Raw genomic sequence first — 24,801 nt, forward strand, 5'->3', positions numbered from 1 at the left:
GAGGGAGATAGCGCTAGGTGGAGACCCCGCAGGCGAAGCCGAGGAGGCTCCAGCAGCGCCCCTAGTAAAGCGAAGCCATTTGCGGAAAGCAACAGCGGCGTCTTTCCAAACTATTTAAAAAAGGGATAGTTCCTACGACCGAACATCAGGTTGTAAGGAACTATCCCTTTTTTCAATATGCATGAAAACCCCTCCACAGGGAAAACTACCCTTATAAAAAGGAGGGATTGCTATGATTCCTATTCCTTCAAAAATCGAAGGTGCGGAGTTTCAACTGTATAAATTAGAGCAAGAACTAAAAGCAATCGGATATTCCATCGGAGGAAACTGGGACTACGACCACGGCTATTTCGACTACAAAATAGATGATGAAGTCGGCTATCAATTCTTGAGAGTCCCATTTCAGTCAGTGGACGGTCAATTGGATTCACAAGGAACCACAGTGGAGCTTGGCAGACCGTTCTTGCTCTCACACAAATACCAAATTGGAATAGATGACAACGTACACGTATGGAACAGAACGGCATCATTTGACCAGTTCTCAGAACCGGAAGATCCAGATGCCACTTTTCCAAAAGAGTTTATTGAACTTGGTCATACACTAGTACATGAATTAGAAGCAGTGCTTGGCAGAGATTAATCTTTAATGACAAGCAGAGAGTCATCAGCTTGTATGAGCGTGTAAAGAGGAGGGTTGACCATTGTGTCGCCTCTTCTTTTTATTCCGATAATAAGTATTTTCTTTTGGAGCATCTGGTTGCTTAGTTTTTCGAATGTTGTTCCTACCATATCACTCTCCACTTCAAGGTACTTCAGTTTGCTTCCTTTCAGTTGATCTAACATGCTTAACAGTGTATTAGACATTCCATTTGACATCATGCTGTTCGTCATTACATAACTTGTAAACATATTTGTTTGAATCACTTCGTCCGCCCCTGCACGGAGAGCATTTTTTACTTGTGTAGACGTCAAGATCTCCGCGATTGTATACACATCTGGATTTAACCCTTTTACAGCCAGCAGCGTTAACACAGAGTTCATATCCGCTTGAATTTCATCCTTGCTTTGATCCGCTGAAATGACAACAAAACCGGCCCTTTTTACATTGGCCGAAAGCAATGTTTGGTCATTACAGGGGTTTCCTTTAATAAAATGTACGTTTTGATTGTGTAGAGGGTTTTTCTCAAGCGTTGAATCAATTAAAACGATAGATAATGGTTTATTGCTCATAGAATTGATTTGCCGTAAAGTTTCTCTTACCCGCTCATTCCAACCAATAACAATAATATGTTCAGATCCTCGATAATCCACTTTGCCCTCCAAGTAATCATTTTGTGTTGCGATGGCGCTTGCAGCCAGTGATACAAAATAGGTTGTGACGAAACCTGTACCAAATAATATGAGAATAATAGCTAATGATCTTCCTGTGACAGTAACCGGAACATAATCTCCATAACCTAAAGTGGCTGTAGTGACAATTGCCCACCAGATTCCATCGAAAATAGAGGGGAATTCAGCTGGTTCAATGAAATGAATGAGAAATCCAAAAGTAATATTTATGACAAATATAATAACTAGTATCCTTGCTATTAAAGGCCAATGGACAAACCTGAAAATAAGGGAAGTCTGTTCCTTGATTCTATCCATCTACCGTTCATCCTCAGCGGAAATAAAAGAGAGCACTTCTTTCACAATGGAATTTATTTTTTGTGTTAATGCCTCTTCTCCGTATTTTTGTTTCCCAGCTTCAATCAACTGTATTACCTCATCATTGAATGAAATGATAGGTTTGTCGTCTTCTGACTCATTATAAAATTCAATGAACCTGTCCAGACTTTCATTCATCTGATCTATGGCATCACTCAATTGTTCTTTTTCTTCCTTCCTTAACTTCATCTCATTCACCTCTTCTCTCATTGTTGACAAAATACCTCGAAACTTAAACTTCTAAGGGATAAAATGACCTGTTTTTGGAAGAATAAGCTTGAATCATGTGATAATTGAAATGGATTAGGGAGTGACGAGAATGGATGAAACACGTGCAAGACAAATACTATCCTCTTCCGCAACAATAGAGGTGACCTTTGAAGGAACAAAGGTGTGGATCGATTCAGTAAGTGAAGATGGAAAGACTGCGACAGTTCATCTCCGCGGGCCGGGAGAAGAACGTACACAAGTGGCTGTTTCCGACCTAGTGGAATTAGGAGAATAATGAAAATGGGACTCAATTTTGAGTCTCTTTTTTGTTTAGAAACTTTATAATACCGTTGATTTCCGTTCCAGGCGCTTCGCTTGCCTACGGGCGGTCCGTGAACCTCCTCTGCTTCGCCTTCCAGGGTCTCACCTGTCCCTTCCTCCTGCGGGCGTCTGCGCGCCTTCCACTACAATCAACAAGATGGTGGCTACATTCACCCTAAGGTAAAAAATTTCTAATAGAGTTACTGCAAAACCAATAGCTATTCTTTTACCGAATTTCTAGCTGTGGATTGGAGCAAATGGCGGAGACTCCAGCGGGGGAGTAACGGTAGCTTGAGACCCCTGAAGCGTTGCGAGGAGGCTCAAGCACCGTCCCGCGGAAAGCGAAGTCATTTGCGGAAAGGAACAGCGGCTTTTACCCAACAACTACTTGTTTATATTAATGAATGTGCTTGCTCTTGTTTGTTGTATTTAGAAGAGGGGTATTTATCTACTATCAATTAGTGAGGTGATAGGAAATGACTTCTTTTAATGAAACAGCGATTATTTCTTATGTGAAATCAAGGATTGAGGAGTATTGCAAGGAGATGGAAGCAACTACTCCAGGTGAATTAGAACACGACATCATCCTTGGTAAAATAGAAGCGTATAACGAATTCTTAGAACAATTTGGCTATGATAGAGTAGCTTGTGCGCTTTAATAAACTACTTACACAAAAAAGATGGCGCCATAGTGAAGATGGGCGCCACCTTTTTCTTTGTTATTTAGGAACAGTAAGCCTGTCAACGGCATTTGCAATGGCACCATCACCAGTCACATTACATGCTGTACCAAAACTATCTTGAGCAAGATAAAGAGCGATCATCAAAGATACCATGGTTGCATCAAATCCAAGCATGGTCTGTAACAACCCAATGGCAGCCATAACAGCGCCGCCTGGCACGCCAGGTGCTGCGATCATCGTAACACCAAGCATCATAATGAATGGAAGTACAATGAATAAGGAATAATCCATTCCATTGATAAACATAATTGCCATCGCGCACGAAACAATCGTTATCGTACTTCCTGACAGATGGATGTTTGCGAGTAACGGGACGGTAAAATCTGCTGTCTTTTCTCTTACCCCCATCTTCTTAGTGCGCTCGAGTGTAACTGGAATGGTCGAAGCGGAAGACTGAGTTCCAAGAGCTGTAAAATAGGCTGCCATCATAGACTTAAGCATGGCAAATGGATTTTTTCTAGACATAGCACCGCTTACGGAATATTGAATGATTAACATGGTCACATGTAATAAAATAATCAATACAAATACTTTTGCAAATACATTGATAATCGTTTGAACTTGTCCACCGTAAGTCATGTTTGCAAATATACCAAGAATATGGAAAGGTAAGAGCGGAATGATCACTTTGGAAATAACAAGTTCAATAATGGTTCTAAACTCAATCATTGCGGTCTTTAATGCTTCCCCTTTGATTGCTGACATTCCAAGGCCAAGTGTAAATGCAATAAACAGTGCAGTCATCACTTGAAAGGGTGCTGGAATTTCAAGTTCTAAGAAAGGTTTTAATAATGCTTCCTCCGGATTTTCCATCTCTCCCGTTAGGCTAGCGTTCTTTAAAATAGTCGGATACAACGTACTTGTAGCGAAATAGGCTAAGACGCCTGCTGCAATAGTAGACAGATAGGCGATGGAAGCAGTCAAACCAAGAAACTTCCCTGCCCCTTTTCCAATCTCTCCTATGCCAGGCGCAATAAAAGCAATAATGATTAATGGAATCGCAAATCCTAAAAAGTTTCCAAAAATCTCGTTAAACGTCACAAATATTTTAACGAACCATTCAGGTGCAAAACTTCCAACAGTTACACCTAGTATAATGGCAAGGATAATTCTAGGTAAAAGTCCGAATTTTCTCATGGTGTCTATTGTCCTCCCTAAAAATACATTTGTCTATTCTTATTGAATATTGTACTATCTTACAAAAACAATATAAAAAAGGAAAGTACTAAATCGTTTATTTTTGAAAAAGTATTTTCCAATGAACGCATACTTACACCAGGAAGCAGTAGAATATAGAAATTTTTTTAGAAATTTATGTTTATTATGTTTATAAAAAGTTGATAAATGGGCACACTACTACAGAAAATCACCATCGTTGCAGCAAATCTTGTATGTCTTCACCCGTAACAAAGTACACTTTTCTAATGGAAGTTACTAGCAAAACCAAATAAAACTTGATTTTTTGATACATAACCTCTATGATTAAGTTAATTGTTTTTGTTCGGTAAGGCTGATAGAAGGAATTTACTTCAATGTTTTTCGTCTTGAAAGATTATGCAGAGCAAGAATGGTAATACAATTGTGGAATTGTTCCACTGTAGGAGGAAACATAATGTTAGAAGGTAAAGTAAAATGGTTCAACGCTGAAAAAGGTTTCGGTTTCATCGAAGTAGACGGACAAGACGATGTATTCGTACACTTCTCCGCTATTCAAGGCGAAGGTTTCAAATCTTTAGAAGAAGGTCAAACAGTAACTTTCGAAATCGAGCAAGGCGCTCGTGGACCTCAAGCAACTAACGTTCAAAAGTAATTTTGACATAAAGTTGAGAAAAAAGGCTCTCCATCTGGAGGGTCTTTTTTTTGCTTTTTTAACGAAAAAAAGAGGGAAAACTGGTTGATTTCCGTTCCAGGCGCTTCGCTTGCCTGCGGGCGGTCCGTGAGCCTCCTCGTCTGAGCCGAAGCCACTGAAAAAGGCTTCGCTTTCCTAGGGGCGCTGCTGGAGCCTCCTCGGCTACGCCTGCGGGGTCTCCACCTAGCGCTATCTCCCTCAGGAGTCTCCGCCTTTTTCTCCAATCACCAGCTAGAAATCATTTAAGTACATGAGATTTCAGTTTTTCATTGGCTTCTCTGAGTAGCTTGTGGGGGCTTCACCTACCTCCCCCGGGCGTCTGCGCGCCTTCCACTCCAATCAACCAAGTGACTTCATTTACCTAAGGGTTTATGAAGAGTTTTACCATGTTAACTGAAAAAGCACTAACGTTTCGGTCTCGTAATCTATAGCTGTTGATTGGAGCAAAGGGCGAAGACTCCAGCGGGGGAGAAACGGTAGTTTGAGACCCCACAGCGCAGCGAGGAGGCTCAAACACCGTCCCGCGGAAAGCGAAGCCATTTGTGGAAATCAACAGCGGAGCTAAACCAAGCAACTAAAAAAGTCTTAGGGGATGATATTTTTTTAACCTCTAACAGTAATAGTATTTTCCGCCTCCACAAATTCATCATTTTACACACATATTGAGTGCTTTCCTACTATACTATATGGAATCTATTAAATGTTACTAGACTGAAAAAGGAAACTATAAGCACAGAGGGGGACACATTATGGAAGTAAAAGAATTGTTCAATCTAAAGAACAAAACGGCGATAGTGACTGGAGGAGGAAAGGGGCTTGGGGCACAAATGGCAATTGCTCTTGCTGAAGCAGGAGCGAACGTTGTTGTGTGTTCACGTGATCTAATATCTTGCCAAAAAGTAAGCGAGGAACTGAAACAAAAAGGTGTAAAATCATTGGCTTATGCATGTGATGTAACAAAAGAGGAAGAGATTAAACATGTCATTGAGGAAACGGTGAAGAACTTTGGAACCTTAGATATCCTTGTAAACAACAGTGGAACCTCTTGGATGGCGCCAACATTAGATTTACCAGCTGATAAATGGGATAAAGTAATGGATGTGAATTTGAAGGGATTGTTTTTATTTAGTCAAAAAGCAGCAAGAGTCATGCAGAAGCAAGGTAACGGAAAAATAATCAATATCGCTTCTGTCTCTGGAATGGGTGGGACAGATCCCAAACTAATGGATACCATTGCTTATAATACGAGCAAAGGAGGGGTCATTACGTTTACAAAAGACCTTGCTGTAAAACTCGCTCCATATAACATACAAGTAAATGCTATCGCACCTGGAATGTTTCCTACTAAAATTACCGAAAAAATAATAGAACACTCCGCCCCAATGTTAAAAGAACAGATACCATCAAAGCGGTTTGGTGGTGAACATGATTTAAAGGGAGCGGCTGTATTTTTGTCCTCTCATGCATCCGATTACTGTGTGGGACACATTTTAGTGGTAGATGGAGGAATGACCTCCTTAATATGAGATTGAATTGGAAGGAAAGGGTGACCCATCAATGTTGCATTCAGGCAATAATAAAGATGAAAGGAACAAAAAATTAAAAGTTAAAGCAATAAAAATAGAAAACGCGTGGAATGACGCAATAAAGTCTAGTCTGAACAAGGAGTCGGTATTTCGTATGGCGGGGCTTGAAAGCGAATTTGAAGCTGAAAAGCTACGCAAGCTGCGAGAACAAGTAGAAGTGCTATCATTAAAATATAACTTCCCTACTAAAAACGATGTTGCTAATATTGCTAAGCTGCTTATTCAAATAGAAGAAAAAATTGATCGTTTTGAAGGTCAGTTACAGAGAGAAATTACTTCCTCGGGACAAAACCACGAAAAAAATTTGGTGAAAATAATTTTGGAGGACATGGCCGACCGTCAAGCAATTGTATCTTCGTTGCCTGGACATGATGAAAAGATTGTCCGTCCTAAAGGTAGTGATTCATGATGAATGATTATAAACTGGATGCATGGAAAAAGAAAATGACCCATTATAATGAAACACCATTCAAGGATGGAGTAACGGCCAGAAAATCGATTTGGAGGAAAAACAAAGCAACCCTTTGGTATTACCAAGCACCTGTCAGAAAATATAATGTGCCGATTTTTATCATCTATTCTCTGATTAATCAGCCATTCATCCTAGACATGATATCTGGCGGTAGTACTATTGAAGCGCTTGTGAAAAAGGGTTTTGATGTTTATATGATTGATTTTGGAAAGCCGGGGCTAGAAGACAGGGACATGAAACTAGATGACTTTATACAAAAGTATATTGAAAATGGGGTTAAAGAGGCAATCAAGCATTCCGGTGCGAAAGAAATGACCATCTTGGGCTATTGTCTAGGGGGTACACTCGCGGCTATGTATGCGTCTATAGCAAAGGAACCGATAAAAAATCTAGTCCTGTTTGTCACGCCTGTTGATTTCAGCACTCCTAGTTATTTTGATAAATGGGTAAAAGCTTTAAGAGAAGGTGAAGTGGACAGCTCTCGTTATATGGAGAAGACTGGAATTATTCCAGCCTCTCATGTGGAAGCCGGTATACGTATGATTACATCACCTATTTATTTTACTCCATATTTATCTCTTCTATTAAACCTGGAAAATAAAGCATATATAGACAAATGGCACCGGTTTAATACTTGGACAAAAGGACATATTCCTTTGACAAGTGGTGTAGCCAAGCAAATCATTCAGGATTTTACAAAGGACAACAAGCTAATTAAAAATGAGAGTGAAATAAATGGCCAAACAGTCAAGCTATCTAATATTAATGCGAATTTACTTGTGGTAGGAACAGAGGGTGATCGACTTGTACCGCTTGATTACATTTTACCATTGATGGATGAGGTGGGAAGTGTCGATAAGACAGCACACATATTAACAGGCGGACATACAGGTACCTCTGTTAAAAATGGAAGACTGCCGAGCTATCTGGATAACTGGTTGCATGTAAGGTCAGAACCAGCAGACTTGTAGAGTGGGAGGGATGGATATGAATGTCTTACATGAGAACCTGAAATGGGGAATGAACCCTTATATAGAATATATGGGGATAGGAGCAACCGTTTTTATGCAATTTCTTATAGGTCTTAAAGACAACCAGTAGGGGGGCTTTTGCTTCTCTATTTTTTTGTATGTAAATCTCGGTAAATATTGTTAAGTTTTCGTAGGGTAACATTATTTCAATAAAGGGTAATGTCATTTTTTATTTTTATCAAAAAGTAGAAAAAAGCTTGTGAAATAAGGGTATTTTGGTTTGAATGGAGGGGAAAAGCTACATGAAAAGTGTTGTTTTGAGTGGTTGTTCAATAGTGTTTAGTTGTAAAATAGCAAAGCATACATATGGAATATAAGAAACATTAGGTTCAAATAATTGATTATAAAAGATATAATGCATATAGTACAAGTTTTAATGTGCTAATTCCTTGCAAAAAGGAGGTTGGAAATAATCGGGGTTAATAGTTTAATACAACGTGAAAGTGAATCTCTTCATGTATCTAAAGGATTTATCCTGTTTCATTCTGACCTCACAGTCAGTTCCATTGATGCTGGAGCGCTGGATATACTTGGACACACGAATCAATCGGTGACGGGGAAACTACTCACAGACCTTTTAAAAAAAGATGCATCAAATATATTGCTTAAATATACATACAGTGTAATACAAGAAGGCATTTCCGTGCAACACGAAATGAAACTTTCTGAAAATCCAATTCAGTGGTTTAAAGTGGTTATTTACCCTATTGATTCAAATCACTTTTCTATGCTTTTTCTTGATATTAATAAGCAGAAAGAGATGGAAGCAGCTCTTTTAAAGCAAACAGCGAAGCTTAATGTCCTAAATGAATCTGCGGCCATGTTGACCTCTATCAAAAATCCAAAAGAACTGCTAGATTCTCTATTTCATAAACTTTCACAAGTGTTAGACCTTGATATCTATATTAATTATAGTTGGGACAAGGAGCAGAATCGACTAGTGTTAGCAAACCATCATGGGCTTTGCAAAGAAGAGTTGGAGACCTGTATGTATATAGAAAAGGGATCAGCTGTGTGTGGTACTGTTGCACATAGTAAAGAAAGAATGGTTTTCGAGCATGTGGATGACAGAGGGGATAATATATTAGATCTGATCCGTCCACTTGGCGTCAAAGCATATGTTTGTGAACCCTTATTATCGTTTGGGGAACTTGTCGGCACCATTTCCTTCGGTTCCAAAAAACGTTCCACTTTTACATCAGAAGAACTTGATTTAATTCATTCTATTTGTCATCAAGTAACTATTGTGCTGGATCGAATGACAAAAGTGGATGAGTTGACCCAAAACACAGAAACATTAGAAGTAGCAAATCTGCATTTGAAGGAAAATGAGAGAAAGTTACGGCTTATCATCGAGAAAAATGAAGTAGAGAGAGAAAGTAAAACCAAAACGAATTTCCTGGCAATGATCAGCCATGAGTTGAGGACGCCGTTAAATTCTATTATAGGATACAGTCAAGTTTTAGAAAGTGATCAAAAAGATCCACTCACAGACAAGCAGAAATCAAGACTTGCCAAAATACTCACGTCAAGCAGGCATCTTTTGCAACTAATTAACAACATTTTAGAGCTAATTCGTATTGATACATATCCAGAAACAATGAAAACAAATGTAAAATCAATTCGAATAAAAGAGGCTGTATGGGAAAGCTTACATTCGATGAGCAATAATGCTAAGGAAAAAGGGATATCTCTTTACATTGAAAAAGATGTAGAGGATATTACGATTGAAATTGATCCCATACGTTTTCAACAAGTGATGGTCAATCTATTAAATAATGCCATTAAATACAATAAAAAGAATGGAACTGTCACGCTCTATTGGAGGGTGGATGGCAGGTACTTGGCTATTTTTGTAAAAGATACGGGGATTGGCATCCCCCAGAGTCACCATGATAACATCTTTGAGCCATTCTACAGGGTAAACCATATCATTCCAGGAGTTGAAGGGACAGGCATAGGCTTGACTCTTGTTAAACAAAATGTCCTAGAAATGAAAGGTACCGTTGGCGTTTCAAGTATAGAAGGAACAGGAAGTACCTTCTGGGTTAAGGTACCGATATAATACATCGAAAGAAAGGGGTTTTCTTCGATTGAAACCAATAAATGTGGTACTTGTTGATGACAATCAGAATTCTCTTGAAATATTGGAATTTTTTATTGGAGAACTGAAAGAGTTTCGAATTGTAGATATTTGTAATAGTGGGGAAAAATTGATTGATAGTGTGATGAAAAACAAGGTGGATCTTGTGATTGCAGACATAAATATGCCAAAGAAAAGTGGTTTAGATGCAATAAAAGAATGCCTTGAGTTCTCTCCTGATTTAAAGTTTATATTTGTAACAGGATATAATGAATTTGCTGTGGAGGCATTTGCTATTTCTGCAGTGGACTATATTGTAAAACCGATTGAAAAAATCAGGTTATACAAAGCTTTGGAGCGTGCAAAAGGCCAATTGCATTCTGAGATGGCAGACACGGATCAGAAAAACCATAATAAAAGGTTATCTGTTCGTTCCAATAGTTCTTTCTACTATATACCTTTCGAGGATATTATATTTATTGAAAAATCAGGGAAGAAATGCATAATATATACAAACAATCAGTCAATTGAAACCTATGAAAACATTAGCGATATCTATAAGCAATTGGACCAAAATTTTTACCGGACACACCGATCCTATATTGTTAACCTAAGAATGTTATCTCATATCACACCTAAAAATGAAACGTATTTTGCTTACTTTACTAATCACGAGAAGTATGCACACATATCCAAATTGAAAATAAATGAAGTACAAGAGTTGTTGGCTCAAATCACGAAATCTTAATCTTAAGTATTTTGTGATTTGAGTTTTCTTTTTTACAAACCTTCATTTTTCATAAAAATTCCAATAATGGTCCTTAAATGTTGAATCTATACGGTTGAAATGGCAAAGTAGTGCATCGAAAAGCAATAATGAACTGCTCAAAGGTATAGGAGAAATTGGACAAAAGGGAATGTAGTTCGATAGAATGCTAGATAAAGGTATCTATTTAATAGATAATATTGACGAATCTTTTTACTTCACATATAAAAGATGGAAATTTTAAAGAGATGATGAACTGCTATCTTATTTAAAATAATCACAAACATGCCTTGTAAGGTTAATCGAATCGTTTTGAAAGTTAAATAAGTAGCAAACATCCGATATTTAGAATATCCGTTATATGGGAGGGGTTTTATATGGATTTGTTAAGTGATGAATCTTTGATAGAAGTTTATGAAGCAGCGATAACGAATGAATTAAACGAAGAGTTTTTAAAGCTTATTCTTGATGAAATGAAGCGGAGAAAAATTGAAATTCCAGTATCCATTAGATAATAACTAAAGAATTGATAAAACAAAAGAACATGTAAAGAGATGTGATGTAAGTAGTCAGCATCTTTTTTCTTTATGAATACAATTTATGAATACAATCAAAAGGAGAAACATAGCATGTACATCGTTCACTCGACTTTCATCGTACCGTCTGAAAAAGCAGATGAAGTAATTTCGATATATCATAACAGATCAAGAATGGTAGAGAAAGCAAAAGGCTTCCAGCGTTTTCTACTTTTACAAAACGAAAATAAAGCTGGAGAGCTTACTGTATTCATGGAGTGGGATTCTAAAGAAGATTTTATTTCATGGGTTCGAAGTGAAGACTATAAAAAGATTCACGAACTTGAAAAGAAATATCCAGACCAAGAACTTGCCTCTATTATCCCAACTATAACGAAATTCAAAGTGGTGGCAACATGAGTAATCCCATTCAATCCTCAACCGTACAAAAAATAAAAGCAGATATAGGTGAATTGGATGTAGGGCCTATTGTGGAAAAAGTCGTAGTAACCATGTACAATGATTTTCCTTTCCTAGAAGAAAAGTTCGGGGAAAAGGGAAAAGAGAGAACCATTGAAGACAATTTTTATCACTTTTTGTACCTTCACACTGCTTATAAGCTCAATGATACCCAAACTTTTGTGGACTATGTGATGTGGCTTAATAGTGTCCTTGTAAGTAGAGGGTTAAAAACCGATATGATCATCTATAACTTTGAAAAAATACAGGAAAATATGTTGGGAATGTTGGACAAGAAAGTGGAAGTAAGCTTCTTATCCTATTTGAATGAAGGCATTCTGGCCCTTAAGGAATATAAGCAAGAAAACGAAGGTGAATAAGGAGCCATAAGACAGTATTGATTTCTTTTCTGATAGTCACATTATTGTCATGGGTATGTGGCGGAGGAACTTTAGAAGTGATTTATAATAGAAGAAATCCTGTTTGATTAAGAAAGGCTGATTGATAATGACAAACACTACTATGGGAAGATTCCGAATGATGGGGTTGATCGAAGGCGGATCATTACTTGTTCTTCTTTTTATTGCAATGCCCTTAAAATATGGGTTTGACATTCCGCAAGCGGTAAGTGTTGTTGGAGCTTTACACGGCTTTTTGTTCATCACTTATTGTTTATTCATTGCATATATCACGTTAAAAATAAGATGGTCCCTTATGTGGGCAGCAGGGGCTGTTATTGTTGCCTTTATACCATTCGGGAATATTGTATTTGATAACTACTTGAAAAAATCTTCTTTTGTGAACTGACTCTATGATTGGAGTCAGTTTTTTTAAATGAAAAGAAAGATGAGAAAGTATAAAATCCTGTTGATTTCCGTTTCAGGCGTTTCGCTTGCCTCCGGGCGGTCCTTGAGCCTCCTCAGGCTTCGTCTTCCGGGGTCTCACCTGTCCCTTCCTCCCGTGGGTGTTTGCGCGCCTTCCACTCCAATCAACAAGGTGGCTTAACTTAACTGAGGTTCTTTTATAAAAGAATCTGACCGAGTTAACTGAATAAGCATTACGTATGGTCTACGTATTTTTTAGCTGTGGATAGCAAATGGCGTAGACTCCAGCGGGGGAATAATGGTAGGTTGAGACCACTGAAGCGTTGTGAGGAGGCTCAAGCACCTTCCCGCGGAAAGCAAAGCCATTTGCGGATAGGAACAGCGGCGTTTACCAAATCCAATAAAGGTACTAAGCAATTTTTCTTAGGGTTTGCACGGTGTTCTGATTTCCCATGGGCAAGCTTTATTCGCTATAATGAGTAGAATATATTTATATGTATTAAAGGAGTAGTTGCTTTCGTGAAATTTGGTCGGGTGTTATCGATCGTTGCATTTTTCTCACTATATAATATCTTAATGTTTTATCTGGGATGGAACGGCTTGGTTTGGTTAAAATCGATATTTTCGTTCCATCAAGAATCTTTATACTGGATATTCATAACTATTTTATCGTATGCCTATATACTAGGCAGAATGGTTAAACCGCTCTCCTGGTTATCTATTATTGGTTCGATATGGTTTGGATTTATTCAATACGGACTGCTTTTGTTTCCGCTAGCAAATCTTGCTGTCTTGATACTTAGTTTGTTAGATATTCAAGAACGGACTTCCATTGTTGTGGTTGGGACCGTTACTGCAATCATTCTTGCGGGTATTTTCATCTCCGGGCTTTACAATGCGTATAGCCCAATAATTAGAAAGTATGAAGTGACCATACCGAAAAAAGCCGAAATGAAAAAACTTCGCATAGCCGTGGCTTCTGATATGCATTTCGGCAAGTTATCGGGCATAGCCCATTCCAAAAGGCTTGTGAAAATGATGAATCGCATCAAACCCGATATCATTTTGCTGCCTGGCGATATTATTGATGACGAGCCAGAACATTTCCAAAAGAAGAATATGGGGGCCATCATGAAACAACTTCATGCTCCACTCGGTATTTATGGCGTTCTTGGAAACCATGAATACTACGGAAGAGAGATTCCAGAGTTTCTAAAAGAAATGGAGAAGGCAGATATCCGCATATTGATGGATGAAGTGATTCAGATAGGACACGGCTTTTATCTGTTAGGCAGAAAAGATAAAACAGATTCAAGAAGAAAGTCGCTTGATCAATTAGTAAACGAATTAGATGGATCTCTGCCTCTAATAGCTATGGATCACCAGCCTGCTGAATTGAAAGAAGCGCAGGAAAGTGGGGTGGATCTAATCGTATCGGGTCATACCCACAGAGGACAGATGGCGCCAAACCACCTTATTACCAGAAGGTTGTTTGAATTGGATTGGGGTTATATGAAAAAAGGCCAGTTGCATGCATTTGTTTCCTCCGGATTCGGGTTCTGGGGTCCGCCACTTAGAATTGGCAGCAGGTCAGAGGTATTAGAGATTGTTGTAGAATTTGAAGATAAAGAAGGGTAATAAAATTATGAATAGATCTTTTCAGCAATTTAATTTAGGGGAAGACATAGTCAAGGCTTTAAAAAGCCTGAATTATGCAAAGCCCACTAATGTACAAGCAGAAGTGATTCCCAAAGCTCTAGTCAAAAATGATATCATTGTAAAATCACAAACAGGCAGCGGGAAAACAGCTTCTTTTGCCGTCCCTCTCTGTGAGCTTGTCCAATGGGAAGAGAATAAGCCACAGGCCTTGGTGCTGACACCAACTAGGGAGCTTGCTGCCCAGGTGAAAGACGATATGACTAATATCGGCCGCTACAAGAGGATTAAGGCAACTGCCATTTATGGCAAACAATCTTTTCAGAAGCAAAAACTTGAGCTTAAACAAAAGTCTCATATAGTCGTAGGTACACCTGGTCGGGTGTTAGATCATCTTGAAAAAGGTACGCTTGAAGTGGATAAACTGGAGTATCTTGTCATTGATGAAGCCGACGAGATGTTAAACATGGGATTTATTGAACAAGTGGAGGCGATCATACAAAGGCTTCCCAAGAGCAGAGTAACCATGATGTTTTCTGCCACCATGCCAGAAGACATTAAACAACTATCCAATCAATATATGATAAACCCTGTGTTTATTGAAATAGAAAGCGGGGGTTTAACGGCAGATCGAATAGAGCATGTTTGGTATGAGGCGGAAGAAGGCGAGAAATTTCTGTTGCTTAAAGATATTACAGTAGTGGAAAACCCCGATAGCTGTATTATTTTTTGTGCTACGCAAGAAGAAGTGGAAAGGGTTCACCGCAAACTGCATCGTGCTGGATATCCTTGTGGGAAATTACATGGCGGCCTGGTACAGGAAGACAGGTTTTCTGTTATGAATGCTTTCAAACGAGGTGAATTCCGTTACCTAATCGCAACTGATGTGGCGTCAAGGGGAATTGACATTGAAGATATAAGCCTGGTTATCAATTACGATCTTCCTTCTGACAAAGAACGATATGTACATCGTATAGGCCGAACAGCTAGAGCTGGAAAATCCGGCAAGGCCATTACCCTTATTTCAAACAGTGAACATCATCTCCTAGAAGAAATCGAGGATTTTATTGGCATAAAGATTACAAGAGCTGAAGCGCCAGAAAGGGATGCTGTAGCAAGAGCTGAAACTTCTTTTTTGGAGAAAGTGAAGAATAGACCAACAAAGAAAGAAGACAAAGGTACCAAATTAGAGAAGAATATTAAGAAACTTTATTTTAACGGCGGGAAGAAAAAGAAAGTCAGAGCGGTGGACTTCGTAGGGACCATTTGCCAGATTGAGGGAGTCACATCAGAAGATATAGGGATTATTACCATCCAGGAAAATCATACATATGTGGATATCTTGAATGGAAAAGGACCTTTAGTTTTAAAAGAAATGAAAAACCGCACCATCAAAGGGAAACAATTGAAAGTGCATGAGGCAAGGAACTAAACTGTTCTCCTCCGTTCCAGACGCTTCGCTTGCCTGCGGGGTCTCCACCTAGCGCTATCTCCCTCAGGACAAGGAAGGCTTCGGCAGCGATGTATCGCACGAAGAAAATGCGTAGCATTTTCGAGGAGTCTCCGCCTTTTTCTCCAATCACCAGCTAGAAATTATTTAAGTTTTCAGTGGCTTCGCTTACGCCTGCGGGATACCTGTCCCTTCCTCCCGCGGGCGTCTGCGCGCCTTCCACTTCAATCAACAAGGTTTCTTCATCCAAGTAAAAAAAGCTCGCCAAATCCTTTAGTGGACTTGGCGAGCTTTTAATTTTTTAGAAGAAGAACAAATGAGCCATTAGTGCTGCAACAGGCAATGTAATGATGGTTCGTTGCAGGAAGATGATGAACAGTTCCCAGATCGATAGAGGAATTTTTGATTTTATCAAAAGAATTCCGATCTCTGACATGTAAATCAATTGAGTTAATGACATTACGGCAATAACAAACCTTGTAAGCTCAGACTCTATGCCACTTCCTATAACTGCTGGAAGAAACATATCCGCAAATCCTACAATCATGGCTGGTGCAGCAGCCTGGGCTTCTGGGATTTGCAAGAGCTGTAGGAGTGGGATGAATGGATAGGATAGAATATTGAACACTTCTGTGTATTCCGCTACAACGAGTGCAATGGTTCCTAGCGCCATTACAAGTGGAATAAGTGCCATCCAGATATCTACTACATTATAGATCCCTTTTTTCACAACCTGCTTTGCACTTTTCACTCCTCCAGCTTTTTCTACCGCTTGCTGTAGCCCCCACTGAAAACTTGATACCCCGCTTGGAACCTTCTCATCAATTTTCTGTCCTACAGGCTCGTAATAAGTATCTTTTTTGCGGGAGAGAGGAGGTATTCTCGGGCATATGACTGCTGCAATGATTCCTGTAACAACTACTGTGAAGTAAAAAGGTACAAACATATGATCAATTCCAATGAATTTGGCGATGACAAGACTAAAGGCAATGGATGCGATAGAGAAGTTGGTGGCAACGACAGCTGCTTCTCTTTTTGTATAATAGCCAGATTCGTATTGCTGTGTAGTTAACAACACCCCAACTGTTCCACTCCCCATCCATGAAGCCATTGCATCAATGGAAGAACGTCCCGGAAGCTTGAAGAGAGGGTGCATCACTTTTCTAACCAACGTACCAATAAAATCCATCAGGCCAAACTCTAAGAGAAGTGGCATGAAGAGACTTGCAAAAAGAAACCATACCGTAAGTACTGGGATAAGATCATATAGGACAATCACGCCTGTATATTCGGATGTGATCATTTCTGGCCCGATTTCCGTTAACGTCATTACTGCAAATGCTGCACCTAATACACGCAATGCAAGCCATATACTTCCTACATTTAATAAGGATTCTAAAAAACTATCTTTTTTAATAAATGATACTGGAATAATCTTTACTAGCAGACTGCTAACAGCGGAAGCTACTAATATAATTGTCATGAAGGCGGGAATTGCCCCGCCAAAGGTATTCAATACCCAGTCTGCCATGATGCCAAGTCCAATGGTCACATTTCCATTGAAAGAAACCGGTATCAGGAAAAGAAGAATTCCAATCAGAGAAGGAACGGCAAATTTTAAGATTTGTGAAGTTGAATAGGTAGGTGTTGTTCCTGTTTGTTTTGAGTAACTTGTTTGTTTGGCAGATTGAGTGCTCATACGTTTTGTCTCCTTTAGGAAAATTAGGATGATAGATTATAATATTAATAAAAATAACACTTAACGTATATTTATACAACCCTATCTTTTAAAATACCTTCTCATTGGATATTCATCGTGATACCTGAATATGTTAGAACGTGAGTAATAGGAAATGGAGGGGTTCTTGGTGTCTGGAACACAGAAGCAAACAGCTAATTACCTGACCAAATATAAGGATTCACTCCCTATTCCCCCAGTACTAAAACCTCTACATAAAGGGGAAGGCTTTACGTATTACAAGGTGAGTATGAAAGAATGCAGGGTTTCAGTGCATAGTGAATTGCCTGAAACGACTATGTGGGGATATGAAGGAATGTTCCCGGGGCCGACCATTGAAGTAGACAATGGGGAAAGAGTGTATATCAAGTGGGAAAATCAACTGCCTACTGTGCATCTATTACCTATAGACTTTACGGTTCATGGTGCTCATCATAATGTTCCTGCAGTAAGAACAGTAGTTCATGTGCACGGTGCGGTAGTGGAACCGGAAAGTGATGGTTATCCTGATGCTTGGTTTACAAATGGCTATCAGCAAGTAGGAGACAAGTTTGTAAAACAAATTTATCAATATGACAACTATATGAACGCATGCACGCTATGGTATCATGACCATGCAATTGGCATCACAAGGTTAAACATATATGCAGGTCTTGCAGGCTTCTTTTTAGTGAAGAGTGAACGAGAACGTTCATTGAATATGCCAACAGGAGAATATGACATTCCTTTATTGATACAGGACCGGACGTTTCATCCAGATGGCTCGCTTTATTATCCCAAGCAGCCAAAAGAACCGGTACCGGGATTAGAAACGTCCATTGTGCCGGAATTCTTTGGGGAAACAATATTGGTAAATGGGAAAGTATGGCCTTATTTAGAGGTAGAACCAAGGAAATACCGTTTTCGGGTGCTGAATGGTTCTAACAGTAGGTTCTACAAATTAGAGCTTGATCGCAATCAATACATGTTTCAAATAAGCACAGATAGGGGACTGTTGCCTCACCCTATAGGAATTAAGGAGATTATTCTGGCACCTGCTGAAAGAGCGGATATTATTATCGATTTTTCCAATTTAGAAGGCAAGCGGATTAGGTTGATTAATGATGCACCTGCTCCTTTTCCGAATGGAGACGCTGAAAATGAAATAAAGGATGTCATGCAGTTCAGGGTACTCCCTGATGTTGTGTATATTGATACCAGCAATATTCCTGCTCAATTGGAGCAACTTCCGTTTCTGTCTGAAAAGAATGCTGTCAGAAGAAGGGATTTAACTCTTGACCACTTGAAGGATAGTTACGGAAGAGAACTCATGTTACTTGAAAAAAAGGGGTGGGATGCACCAATTTCAGAAAACCCCATGCTTTGTACAACTGAAATCTGGTATCTTATTAATCTTACTCCAGTTACCCACCCAATTCATATTCATCTGATAGATTTTCAGATTCTGGACCGACGAGAATTTAATGTTGATAAATACAAGAAAGAAAAAGTAATGGAATACCTAGGGCCGAGTATCGCACCAGAGCCACAGGAAAGAGGAAGAAAAGACACGGTAAGGGCAAATCCGAATGAGGTAACAAGAATTATCATGCAATTTGGTCCATATTCCGGACTATACGTTTGGCATTGTCATATGCTGGAGCATGAGGATTATGAAATGATGCGGCCGTATATAGTGATAAGGTGAAAAAAAGATAGGCGGAATTGCATATGGGAGAAAGGTCTAAACAATTAGTAGGGTCTTGGACACAGGCGATAGGTACAGTGGTGGCGGCGATTGGAAGTACCCCTTCAATACCAATTCATGAGAACGGCAGAAAAGGGTTAGGTTTGGTTGGAAACGTACTTCAAGCTACAGGAAACGGTCTTGAAGCGGATGCGCAAACGAGTCTAACTTACGGAAAGCTAGGTAATATCATACAAGCAACAGGAAATGTAACGGTAAGTGCAGGCTTGGCCATTGATTTTCCCGGTGATACCGGCGAAAGGTTAGTAATAAGTGGAGATCTCATTCAGGCATTGGGTGCGATAACGGCTCTTGGGAGTGCAAGCCGGTCCTACATGGTTTTTGGGAACAGCCTTCAGGCGACAGGGAACTCTTTGCAGGCTATTGGAGGAGTAAGAGAACTCAAACAGGAAGAAAGAAATGTGTTAGGTCTATCCCAGGTAAGCAATGAAGTTCTAATTGCGTTGGGGAGTTGGATTCAAGCGTTAGGTACCATCCTCCTAGCAATAGGTTTAACATTAGAAGAAAAAAATTAAATCCCCCGATCCTCAAAATCATGTTGAGATCGGGGGATTTTTATGGTGTCATATTTTCATTTTACACTCCAATGGTTTCTGCAATATTGGTTTGTCGCAAATAATCCGCCAAAAGTTGTGGAGTCGTCAAATAAAGGAGTCCATTCCCTTCAAGGCTTTTTGGGTAGCCAAGGGGAATGGTCCTTTTGATTAGTTGGGCATAAAGTTCAGGCTCAGAAAGTACTCGGCTAAATTCCTTTTCTGTAAGCTTCTTTATTAAGGCGAGTGCTCCAGAGACATGTGGAGCTGACATGGATGTACCACTGAATACGGCATATCTTCCTCCTGGTATGGTTGAGATGATTTTTTCACCAGGTGCTACTAGGTCAATTTCGTTATTCGAGTTAGTAAAATAAGAGGATTTACGTTGAAGATTGATAGATCCTACAGAAATTACTTCTTGATAGGCCGCTGGATAGGAGAATTCTTCCGTAAATTGATTACCATCTCCTTCATTACCAGCAGCGCAAACGACAAGAATATTAGAAGATATTGCTGCTTTGATTGCGTTGTGAAGTTCACTTACATCGATAGGTCCGCCGAGCGACATTGAGATTATGTCAACGTTCTGAGAAGCCGCATAGTTGATTGCATTGATAATCCATTCATATTCCCCAGACCCATTTTTACCTCCAAGCGCTTTAAGGATGAGTAGCTTTGCCTCTGGGGCGACCCCAATCACACCTGAACCCGGATTGATTGCCGCAATCGTCCCTGCAACATGGGTTCCATGGCCGTTATAATCGGTAAAGTTTTCTGGATCTCCATTATCGTCGTCCGTGAAATTTCTTCCTCCGATTATTCTGCCTTCAAGATCTGGATGTTGTGCATCACAGCCAGTGTCGATGACGGCTACCACCATACCTTCCCCTTTATATCCAGCCTGCCAAATAGACGGTGCTTGGATAAGATCGATGCCTTCCGGGATTTGATGAGTTTCAAACAGCTGGTTTTCCAACTTGTAAGGAATCAAATGGACTAGTTTCTCTTTTTGCATACAAAAACGCCTCCTAATCATTATTTTCAAACAGTGTGAAAAAGAAAGAAGGTGTTGCGTGTTAAAGTATTGCTTTCAGAAGATTCTATCAATAATACGTTAAAAATTCAAGTGGCTAATAGACTAAGAAGACCAAATATGATGTGCATACTATTCTAATTGGTCTTATCACCACTAAGCCCCAAGCCCTACCTCAAAATATGGCTCAGGCTCATTATACGGAATCTCTTACGGAGGTAAGATAAAGACATAGAAGGGAGGAACAACAAATGAAAAAATTTGGAATGTTTTTAGTAGGTGTTATCGCATTCTTTGTTTTGCTTGCCAACATTGGCCCACTTTTGGGGTTGGCCGTTAGTTTGGTAGTCACTTATTATGCAGTTAAAGAATTCGTAAAAACGGATTCCACTGGCACAAAAATCCTGTGGGGCTTCATCGCTTTTATTGCCATCGCGTTTTCCATCGCTAATGTACCAGCGGTATTAGCAGTTGTTGCAGCGTATATCTTATATGTTGTTTATAAGAACTGGAACAAGGAGAAAGCAAACAACGACATCATAGAAGCTGGCGACCCGTTCACTAATTTCGAAAAACAGTGGAACTCATTGAACAAATAAAACAATATTAAGGAGAGGAATATTATCATGGCAAACTTATTTTCGAGAATTAAACAGACAATATCTGCAGATTTTCATGAGGTTTTGGATAAAAAGGAGCAAAAGAATCCTATTGCTATGCTAAATCAGTATTTGCGTGATTGTGAAAAAGAAGTAGAAAAAGTGCGCAAGCTAGTAGAACGCCAGAATTTACTTAAAGAAGAGTTCGTAAGGGAATACCACGAGGCAAGCAGTCTAGCGGAAAAGCGTATTTCCCAAGCGACCGTTGCGGAAAAAGCTGGTGAGACGGAGCTTGCGACCTTTGCTAAACGAGAGCAACAACAATATGAGGAGCGTGCCAATCACCTGAAGCTTTCCTTAGAAAAGGTTTCAGAGGATCTGACTAACCTTGAGCAAAAATATGAAGAAATGAAGCACCGCCTGAAGGATATGTATATCAAGCGGATGGAATTAATGGGCAGGGAAAATGTTGCCCGTGCCACACATCGCATGAATCAGGTGGTGGATTCGAACAAAGCGGAACACTCCTATACAAAATTCAATGAAATGGAAGCCTACTTAGACCGATTGGAACATCAAGTAAACGCCGCCTATCATCACAATACTATTGATGCGCGCATTGCCCAGCTTGAAAAAGAAATTACTCAACCAGAAGAGAAAACTCATTCTCTTTCATAATAAAAACTGCTATTCTAAAAAGGCGTGCATGTTGCGCCTTTTTAGGGTGTATAAGGATATGTATTCTATAAAAGAGGAGGGATAAGGCGCATGTTGAATAAAATGAAATCCGATTATCTAAGTTTTATTATAGTAGTGGCTAGTTTGATTTTTCTGTTGGAAATTCTCTTTTTCAATACGGGCCTTATTTTTTCCTTTTTATTTTCTGGTCTTCTAATATATGTAGGCAGGAAGAAATGGCACTGGCTAATAGGAAAGGCCTTATTTGTCATAGGGTTGTTATCCATTACTTTTACCGTATTCAATATGATGACTTTCAACTTTCTCATTTTAGCAACAGTCTTGTATTTTTTGTACAAATTCCTGCAAGCAAAAAAACAGCCTGTTGAAATTCAGCCGGACATCCTCCCTGAACGGGAAGAACAGATTGTGAGAAACGAGCAAAAATGGTTTACTAACAAGCTTTTTGGTAGACAAAAGACACCAGAACATTCGTATACCTGGGATGATGTGAACATCCAATGTGGCATTAGTGATACGGAAATAGATTTGAGCTACACGGTTCTTCCAAAAGGGGAAAACATCATTTTTATTCGAAATGTCATAGGGAACATACAAATATTGGTTCCGTATGAATTGGAACTTAGTATCGTTCACTCCGGGATGGTGGGTTCCATCCATATTCTAGACAAAGAAGAAAAAAGCATTCTCAACCAGACCGTTCATTATCAAACAGAAAATTATAAAGAAGCCACACATAAAGTGAAAATCGTCACCTCGATCTTTGTCGGCAGCATTGAGGTGAAGAGGATATGAGTATTTTACAAAGGCAAGTTTTGTGGGCAATTTGTATCTCTTTCATAAGCTTTCTCGTGTTTGGAACGATAACTTATTTCTTTTTTCCAATAATCAGTCTAGAAGCTCTGTGGGTACTAGAGGTAATGGATCTTCCATTCATCTTGTTTTTAACAATTGTCAGTCTTGGCTTAGGAAGCCTCTTTGGCTTGTTTTCCGGGGGGTATTGGAAAAAGCAACTAAACAACGTATATGAAGAACTGAAAGCGGTGGAACAAGGGAGAAGTCTATGTGAAGTACCAGGAAGCAGTATTCAGGAGTTAACTTCCATGGAAGAGGTTATATGGAAACTGCACAATCAGATACAAGAACAAACAAAAATCTCCCAAAAGATTGCAAATGAAAAGGCAGAAGACCTTGAGAATAGGATACAGGAAATTGTTTCACAAGAACGAAACAGATTGGCAAGAGAGTTGCATGATTCTGTCAGCCAGCAACTCTTCGCAGCCTCCATGCTGATGTCTGCATTAACGGAAACTAGAGGAGAATCTGGGACTGATAGCAATGAAACAAAGCAACTGCGATTAGTAGAGGAAATGATTCACCAGTCTCAGTTGGAGATGCGGGCACTGCTCCTTCATTTACGACCTGTCGCATTAAAAGGAAAAACGCTTCAAGAAGGTGCAGAGGAATTATTAGTAGAGCTTATCCAAAAAGTTCCGATGAGTATCACCTGGAAGATTGAACGTTTTTCCATCGATAAAGGTGTGGAGGATCATCTATTTAGGATCCTGCAGGAGACATTATCCAACACATTACGGCACTCCAAAGCCAATGCGGTCGAGGTATTACTTATTCAAAGGGAGAACTTCGTCATATTGCGGGTAGTGGATGACGGAATCGGATTTGATGTCGAGCAGGCAAGGGCAGGTTCTTATGGCTTGCAAAACATGCATGAACGTGCGGTTGAGTTAGGTGGTACGTTGAAAATAGTAAGTGTGGTAAATGAGGGAACAAGATTGGAAGTGAAAGTTCCCAAATTAGACGTAGAGGAGGCTTAAGTTATAATGATTAGAGTGTTGTTTGTAGATGATCATGAAATGGTACGTATTGGTGTTACGGCATATCTGTCCGCTCAACCCGATATAGAAGTCGTGGCAGAAGCTGATGATGGAGCTGTTGCAATTGAGCTGGCGCTGAAACATAAACCTGATATAATTTTAATGGATTTAGTTATGAAGGAAATGGACGGAATTGAAGCAACCAGAAGAATCATGGAACAATGGCCGGAAGCGAAAATCATTATTGTTACGAGCTTTCTAGATGATGAAAAAGTCTATCCTGCACTTGAAGCGGGAGCTACCAGTTATATGCTGAAAACCTCCAAAGCAAGTGAAATTGCTAATGCAGTCCGTTCCACCTTTAATGGACAATCTATTCTAGAGCCTGAAGTGGCAGGAAAAATGATGCAAAAGATGCGCAGGAAAACCGAAATCCTTCCTCATGAGGAGTTGACCAACAGAGAAATGGAGATTCTCCTTCTCATGACGCAAGGGAAAACAAATCAAGAAATAGCAGATGAGTTGTTCATCGCACTTAAGACTGTGAAGGTGCATGTAAGTAATATACTGGCAAAACTTCAAGTTCAAGACCGTACACAGGCGGTCATCTATGCATTTAAGCACTCATTAGTGAACTAATGGGTGTTTTTTATGATACTATTTATAGTAGAGACAAAATTCATCTTGGGAGGCTTCTTACATGAACAAACAACTTATCGTCTACTCAGCACCAGGCTGCAGGGATTGTGAATTGGTAAAGGAATTTCTAAAAGAGCATCAAGTATCTTATGAGGTCAGAGATCTTCTGGCAAACCGGGAGTACCAAGAGGAAGTAGAGAAATTCGGATTTATGGGTATTCCGGTTACGGCTGTTGGTGACCAGGCAGTAAAAGGATTTAACCCAGGTGAATTAAATAGGCTGATAGATCTTGTAAAATGAAG

28 protein-coding genes are annotated in these 24,801 nt (G+C 39.5%); 23 read left to right on the plus strand and 5 right to left on the minus strand.

Annotated features, from left to right (window positions below; translation table 11 throughout):
- Nucleotides 1-232 precede the first annotated feature (232 nt).
- Nucleotides 233-640 (plus strand): YugN-like family protein, encoded by a 408-nt coding sequence (locus LC091_RS12460; protein WP_088019340.1) that lies wholly within the window; start codon nucleotides 233-235, stop codon nucleotides 638-640.
- Here the strand turns inward: LC091_RS12460 and LC091_RS12465 are convergent.
- Nucleotides 637-1,647 (minus strand): potassium channel family protein, encoded by a 1,011-nt coding sequence (locus LC091_RS12465; protein WP_226682353.1) that lies wholly within the window; start codon nucleotides 1,645-1,647, stop codon nucleotides 637-639. The genes LC091_RS12460 and LC091_RS12465 overlap by 4 nt on opposite strands.
- A complete protein-coding gene (locus LC091_RS12470) occupies nucleotides 1,648-1,896 on the minus strand; it encodes an atypical membrane-integrating protein (Mistic protein) (RefSeq protein ID WP_226682354.1) in 249 nt (82 codons plus the stop codon).
- 130 nt (nucleotides 1,897-2,026) lie between these two features.
- On the opposite strand from LC091_RS12470, the gene LC091_RS12475 reads away from it, so the two are divergent.
- Both LC091_RS12475 and LC091_RS12480 read left to right on the plus strand, forming a co-directional pair.
- Nucleotides 2,027-2,212, plus strand: coding sequence for an H-type small acid-soluble spore protein (locus LC091_RS12475; RefSeq protein WP_226682355.1), 186 nt, complete (start codon nucleotides 2,027-2,029; stop codon nucleotides 2,210-2,212).
- Between the two features lie 502 nt (nucleotides 2,213-2,714).
- Nucleotides 2,715-2,897: a hypothetical protein gene (locus LC091_RS12480; RefSeq protein WP_226682356.1), complete on the plus strand. Its 183-nt coding sequence runs from the start codon at nucleotides 2,715-2,717 to the stop codon at nucleotides 2,895-2,897.
- Between the two features lie 60 nt (nucleotides 2,898-2,957).
- On the opposite strand, the gene LC091_RS12485 is transcribed toward LC091_RS12480, so the two are convergent.
- Nucleotides 2,958-4,118, minus strand: coding sequence for a dicarboxylate/amino acid:cation symporter (locus LC091_RS12485; RefSeq protein ID WP_226682357.1), 1,161 nt, complete (start codon nucleotides 4,116-4,118; stop codon nucleotides 2,958-2,960).
- Nucleotides 4,119-4,593: 475 nt separating this feature from the next.
- On the opposite strand from LC091_RS12485, the gene LC091_RS12490 reads away from it, so the two are divergent.
- The 12 genes from LC091_RS12490 (at nucleotide 4,594) to LC091_RS12545 (ending at nucleotide 15,654) form a co-directional block, all read left to right on the plus strand.
- Complete coding sequence (locus LC091_RS12490) at nucleotides 4,594-4,791, plus strand: cold-shock protein (protein ID WP_010196375.1); 198 nt, start codon at nucleotides 4,594-4,596, stop codon at nucleotides 4,789-4,791.
- A gap of 788 nt (nucleotides 4,792-5,579) precedes the next feature.
- Nucleotides 5,580-6,356 carry an SDR family oxidoreductase gene (locus LC091_RS12495; RefSeq protein ID WP_226682358.1) on the plus strand — a complete coding sequence of 259 codons (777 nt, stop codon included), beginning with the start codon at nucleotides 5,580-5,582 and terminating at the stop codon, nucleotides 6,354-6,356.
- Between the two features lie 31 nt (nucleotides 6,357-6,387).
- Nucleotides 6,388-6,825: a hypothetical protein gene (locus LC091_RS12500; RefSeq protein WP_226682359.1), complete on the plus strand. Its 438-nt coding sequence runs from the start codon at nucleotides 6,388-6,390 to the stop codon at nucleotides 6,823-6,825.
- Complete coding sequence (locus LC091_RS12505; RefSeq protein WP_226682360.1) at nucleotides 6,822-7,859, plus strand: alpha/beta fold hydrolase; 1,038 nt, start codon at nucleotides 6,822-6,824, stop codon at nucleotides 7,857-7,859. Before LC091_RS12500 ends, LC091_RS12505 begins: the two co-directional genes overlap by 4 nt.
- A gap of 463 nt (nucleotides 7,860-8,322) precedes the next feature.
- The gene (locus LC091_RS12510) at nucleotides 8,323-9,984 is read left to right on the plus strand and encodes a sensor histidine kinase (RefSeq protein WP_226682361.1); all 1,662 of its coding nucleotides are present in this window, start codon (nucleotides 8,323-8,325) and stop codon (nucleotides 9,982-9,984) included.
- Between the two features lie 28 nt (nucleotides 9,985-10,012).
- Nucleotides 10,013-10,750 carry a LytR/AlgR family response regulator transcription factor gene (locus tag LC091_RS12515; RefSeq protein WP_226682362.1) on the plus strand — a complete coding sequence of 246 codons (738 nt, stop codon included), beginning with the start codon at nucleotides 10,013-10,015 and terminating at the stop codon, nucleotides 10,748-10,750.
- Nucleotides 10,751-11,145: 395 nt separating this feature from the next.
- Nucleotides 11,146-11,283, plus strand: a complete 138-nt coding sequence (sda, locus tag LC091_RS12520; protein WP_226682363.1) for a sporulation histidine kinase inhibitor Sda — start codon at nucleotides 11,146-11,148, stop codon at nucleotides 11,281-11,283.
- A 114-nt stretch (nucleotides 11,284-11,397) separates the two neighbouring features.
- Nucleotides 11,398-11,703 (plus strand): antibiotic biosynthesis monooxygenase family protein, encoded by a 306-nt coding sequence (locus LC091_RS12525; RefSeq protein WP_226682418.1) that lies wholly within the window; start codon nucleotides 11,398-11,400, stop codon nucleotides 11,701-11,703.
- Nucleotides 11,700-12,122 (plus strand): hypothetical protein, encoded by a 423-nt coding sequence (locus LC091_RS12530; protein WP_226682364.1) that lies wholly within the window; start codon nucleotides 11,700-11,702, stop codon nucleotides 12,120-12,122. Before LC091_RS12525 ends, LC091_RS12530 begins: the two co-directional genes overlap by 4 nt.
- 127 nt (nucleotides 12,123-12,249) lie before the next feature.
- Nucleotides 12,250-12,549 (plus strand): DUF3817 domain-containing protein, encoded by a 300-nt coding sequence (locus LC091_RS12535; RefSeq protein ID WP_226682365.1) that lies wholly within the window; start codon nucleotides 12,250-12,252, stop codon nucleotides 12,547-12,549.
- A gap of 536 nt (nucleotides 12,550-13,085) precedes the next feature.
- Nucleotides 13,086-14,204, plus strand: coding sequence for a metallophosphoesterase (locus LC091_RS12540; RefSeq protein WP_404819683.1), 1,119 nt, complete (start codon nucleotides 13,086-13,088; stop codon nucleotides 14,202-14,204).
- A 4-nt stretch (nucleotides 14,205-14,208) separates the two neighbouring features.
- Nucleotides 14,209-15,654: a DEAD/DEAH box helicase gene (locus LC091_RS12545; protein WP_226682420.1), complete on the plus strand. Its 1,446-nt coding sequence runs from the start codon at nucleotides 14,209-14,211 to the stop codon at nucleotides 15,652-15,654.
- 319 nt (nucleotides 15,655-15,973) lie between these two features.
- Here the strand turns inward: LC091_RS12545 and LC091_RS12550 are convergent, their stop codons facing one another.
- Nucleotides 15,974-17,371 carry a YjiH family protein gene (locus LC091_RS12550; protein WP_226682366.1) on the minus strand — a complete coding sequence of 466 codons (1,398 nt, stop codon included), beginning with the start codon at nucleotides 17,369-17,371 and terminating at the stop codon, nucleotides 15,974-15,976.
- Between the two features lie 169 nt (nucleotides 17,372-17,540).
- On the opposite strand from LC091_RS12550, the gene LC091_RS12555 reads away from it, so the two are divergent.
- Both LC091_RS12555 and LC091_RS12560 read left to right on the plus strand, forming a co-directional pair.
- Nucleotides 17,541-19,097, plus strand: coding sequence for a multicopper oxidase family protein (locus LC091_RS12555; protein WP_226682367.1), 1,557 nt, complete (start codon nucleotides 17,541-17,543; stop codon nucleotides 19,095-19,097).
- Nucleotides 19,098-19,120: 23 nt separating this feature from the next.
- The gene (locus LC091_RS12560) at nucleotides 19,121-19,672 is read left to right on the plus strand and encodes a DUF6944 family repetitive protein (protein ID WP_226682368.1); all 552 of its coding nucleotides are present in this window, start codon (nucleotides 19,121-19,123) and stop codon (nucleotides 19,670-19,672) included.
- A 61-nt stretch (nucleotides 19,673-19,733) separates the two neighbouring features.
- Here LC091_RS12560 and LC091_RS12565 read toward each other — a convergent pair whose 3' ends face one another.
- Nucleotides 19,734-20,708: a S8 family peptidase gene (locus LC091_RS12565; RefSeq protein WP_226682369.1), complete on the minus strand. Its 975-nt coding sequence runs from the start codon at nucleotides 20,706-20,708 to the stop codon at nucleotides 19,734-19,736.
- 269 nt (nucleotides 20,709-20,977) lie between these two features.
- On the opposite strand from LC091_RS12565, the gene LC091_RS12570 reads away from it, so the two are divergent.
- The 6 genes from LC091_RS12570 (at nucleotide 20,978) to LC091_RS12595 (ending at nucleotide 24,799) form a co-directional block, all read left to right on the plus strand.
- Complete coding sequence (locus tag LC091_RS12570; protein WP_226682370.1) at nucleotides 20,978-21,325, plus strand: lmo0954 family membrane protein; 348 nt, start codon at nucleotides 20,978-20,980, stop codon at nucleotides 21,323-21,325.
- A 27-nt stretch (nucleotides 21,326-21,352) separates the two neighbouring features.
- Nucleotides 21,353-22,003, plus strand: coding sequence for a PspA/IM30 family protein (locus tag LC091_RS12575; protein WP_226682371.1), 651 nt, complete (start codon nucleotides 21,353-21,355; stop codon nucleotides 22,001-22,003).
- A gap of 90 nt (nucleotides 22,004-22,093) precedes the next feature.
- On the plus strand, nucleotides 22,094-22,819 hold the full coding sequence (gene liaF / locus LC091_RS12580) for a cell wall-active antibiotics response protein LiaF (protein ID WP_226682372.1): 726 nt from the start codon (nucleotides 22,094-22,096) through the stop codon (nucleotides 22,817-22,819).
- Complete coding sequence (locus LC091_RS12585; RefSeq protein WP_226682373.1) at nucleotides 22,816-23,859, plus strand: sensor histidine kinase; 1,044 nt, start codon at nucleotides 22,816-22,818, stop codon at nucleotides 23,857-23,859. Before liaF ends, LC091_RS12585 begins: the two co-directional genes overlap by 4 nt.
- Nucleotides 23,860-23,865: 6 nt before the next feature.
- On the plus strand, nucleotides 23,866-24,498 hold the full coding sequence (locus LC091_RS12590) for a response regulator transcription factor (RefSeq protein WP_226682374.1): 633 nt from the start codon (nucleotides 23,866-23,868) through the stop codon (nucleotides 24,496-24,498).
- 61 nt (nucleotides 24,499-24,559) lie between these two features.
- Entirely contained in the window at nucleotides 24,560-24,799 is a 240-nt protein-coding gene (locus LC091_RS12595; protein WP_226682375.1) for a glutaredoxin family protein, read from the plus strand.
- The last annotated feature ends 2 nt before the right edge of the window (nucleotides 24,800-24,801 follow it).

The sequence above is a fragment of the Sutcliffiella horikoshii genome (genome assembly GCF_020524325.1).
In the GTDB taxonomy this organism is placed as follows: Bacteria; Bacillota; Bacilli; order Bacillales; family Bacillaceae_I; genus Sutcliffiella_A; species Sutcliffiella_A horikoshii_D.